At 30.6% G+C, this 3,419-nt stretch carries 2 protein-coding genes; both read right to left on the reverse strand.

The features are described from left to right. Nucleotides 1-2,284, reverse strand: a 2,284-nt coding sequence (locus U9R42_06120) for a PKD domain-containing protein (protein ID MEA3495596.1), incomplete at its 3' end; no start/stop codon positions are given. A gap of 87 nt (nucleotides 2,285-2,371) precedes the next feature. Further along, nucleotides 2,372-3,419: T9SS type A sorting domain-containing protein (locus tag U9R42_06125; GenBank protein ID MEA3495597.1), on the reverse strand; the 1,048-nt coding region annotated here is incomplete at its 5' end.

The following is a 3,419-nucleotide window of genomic DNA, read 5'->3' on the forward strand; positions in this document are numbered from 1 at the left end:
TGTGTTGTGCCGTGTCTGAGTTTGAAGTGTTGCCGTCTCCGAAATGCCAGGTTTTTAAACCGGCAGGATTTAGTGTATCCGATGGATTAAAAAAAGTGAAGCTGTTTTCGTTGAAGCATTGGGCTGTGTCGTTTATGTTTATTTTGGCTTTTGGTGATTCAAGAACAATCACATTTTTTGTTGCTGTGTCTGTGCATCCTTGATTTGATGTAGCAATTAGTTCTATTTCGAAAGTATCTGCTTTTTGATAAATATGATTTATGTTTGAATCTGTTGAAAATGTGCTGTCTCCAAAGTTCCATGCATAATTTAAACCTAACAGGTTTGGAAAACCTGTTAGGTTTTGAAAAATGAAATTGTTTTCATTAAAGCATTGAATTGGATTGTTTACTGAGAAATTTGCTTGAGGACTTGGATTTATATAAATATTTTTTGTGCCTGTATCAATGCAATGCGAATCATACTTAACAATTAGTGATACAAGAAATGTATCGGTATTTAAATAACTGTGATTTGTTGATTTGAGGTTTGAAGTTGTGCTATCTCCCAAATTCCAGGAATAGCTTGTAGAATCAGGATTATTTATTGTATCGGCAACAAAATAAAATAAATTTTCATTAAGGCATTGTGTTCTGTCATTTATTGTAAAATCAGTTGAAGGAAAATAAATATTTACATTTTTTGTTTTAATATTTTCACATCCGTAATCTGACAGAACTGATAATTTAACATTGAAATTTCCTTTTGATAAATAGCTGTGAGAAACCGTATCATTATAGGCAAAAGTAGAATCTCCGAAATCCCAGACCAAAGTATATGAACCTGCACTTATTGATGAACTATCAGTAAAAACAAAGTTATTGCCGCTTAAACATTGGACATTATCATTAATTGTAAAATTAGCTATTGGATAAGGACTAATTCTTATATCTCTGATAGTTGTATCGGATAAACCATTGTGATAAACAATAAGGGAAACATCATAAATTCCCGTATCGGTAAAAGTATGATAAGGAGCCCACGAAGTTGAAGTATCCCTTGAGCCTGATAAAGAATCATCAAAGCACCAGACTAAAGAATCTATATGCGAACTGTCTGAAAGGGAAAAGAACGTAGTATCTTCATAACAAGTACCATCTGCATTAAAAAACGGCATAAAAAAATAGCTTTGAATAAAAGATGGAAATCCGTATCTACAAGACGCTCCGCCTAATGATATTTTGTGAAATTTAAAATGACAGGCTGTATCTGCATTATTAGGGTCATTAATTACAGAGATATGATCTCTTCCGTGTTCCCCAACATAAATTTTACCATCAATAGCAACCTGTATATCACCGATATCTGGAGTAATAGTATTTCCATTAACAATCCCTTGTAAATATCCTATTACTTTTCCTGAATTGATAATTGCAGAATCTGAGCCTGCATTTAAATCGAATTGATATATTTCACTCGGCATTATACAACTTGAAATATATAATTTTGAGCCGTCAGGTGAAAATTCAACTGACCCAGCCAAAGAAATACTAGTAATTGACAGAGCATTTGATAAAACTCCTGTATTTGCATTGAAATCAAGTAAATCAATATAAGAAATAGTACTATTTGGATCATAAGTAATTGATGCAAGTTTTTTACTATCAGGTGATATTTTAAGATATCCATGACAAGTATTTGTAATTAATCCTGTATAACTATAAACAGGTGTATAACTTATTCCTGCAGAAGTCAATCTGAAAGACATATAGGCATTTGTTCCTAAATCATGTGTAATTATCCATAAAGAAGTATTATCAGAATGTTTAATAACAGTTATTGCATCTGTTGATTTTGGATATAATAAGTTGTTTTTTGAAATAACTTCTCCTAATCCATTTTGCAGTGTAATATCAATTATTGAAAATCTTATACCATAAGTTAAATCATGAACTGTGAATATATAATACAATGTATTGTTTCCGGGCATAGGAACTATTATTGATTGGGCACTTGTACGAGATAATAAACCTGTACCATTTGTCATAATAGAATGGTTTTTATTCCAGATACTTTGCATATTAGAATACATAAGAAGGTTGCCATTTACATCAGAAATTGTTGCACATGTATAACCACTTCCTATGCTACTTAAAAAAAAAGACGGTGTATCGTTCTTAAAGTTTAATCCGGCATTAAAACCAAAACACCAGTTTTCTGCTTCTCGTTGGGCATTTGACTTATTAGTACTGTGTAATAAAATCAATAAGAATAAAAACTTTATTAGATACTTTAATTTAATCATCGGGATTACATTTTCTTTCTGTATTTCATAAGTTTAAATAAAAGATAAGCTGCCATATAAAAAAATGACAGCTTATCATAATAAAAATTAATCCTTTTTAATTAATTTTCTTACAAGTTGTTTTTCGTTTCCGATACATAATTTTATAAAATAAATTCCTTGCTTCAAATCAGAAATATCAAGTATAATTGTATGTTCTCCTGAAGGTAATTTATTCAAGTTTTTATATAAAACCTGTTGCCCAAATGAATTAACTATTTCATATTTAATATCATTTATTTCATTTAGACTAAAAAATAAAAAAAATTCGTTTTGTGCAGGATTAGGATAAACAGATAGTTTACATTTAAAGTCAAAATTATCACCTATTGAAGTTAATTTATAGCTTGGTGTTGGATCTTCATACTCATAAGCCCCAATATCAATTCTCGCATAAACAGCAGATACTCTTGTTAAACGACTATGATCTTTTAAATCAAGAGCTTCACGCTCACTTGCTGTACCATTAGTGCCTACATCAATACAACGTGTACCATTATCACTTGAAATTCTGTAAGGATGATTTCCACTATTAACAAATTTAGGATCATCATTAATATTACCTGACCATGCTGTAATACCTTCAATGCAACAAGTAGTAAAATCGCTATGATTATAGTCAGGATTAGGATCAAGTTGGTTTGAAAAACCGTTTGCGTTATTAGAATAAATTATCGTATTTCTAAAATCAAGAGTACAATTTAAACTATCATAATAACATCCGCCACCATCTGAATCGGCATCATTATAGACAATTGTATTATTATATATTTCAGGGTCGGACTCATCAATAGCAAGTCCACCTCCGTAATCGGCATTATTGTTATTTAATAAATTATTATAAAATTCAACATTATCGGAGGAATTATCAAGAAAAACCGCTCCACCAGAATTATCAGCCGAATTATCATAAAATTTATTTAAACTGATTCGCATATCATCTGTATTGTTTAAATAAACCGCACCGCCATTTGAAGCTGTATTATCGTGAAATTCATTACTTTTTATTGATATGTTTGAGCCACCGTTTTTACAACAAATGGCACCTCCCCATGAAGATTCATTATCATCAAATTCACAATTTTCTATATCAACA

It is taken from the genome of Bacteroidota bacterium (assembly GCA_034723125.1).
Classification (GTDB): Bacteria; Bacteroidota; Bacteroidia; order CAILMK01; family JAAYUY01; genus JAYEOP01.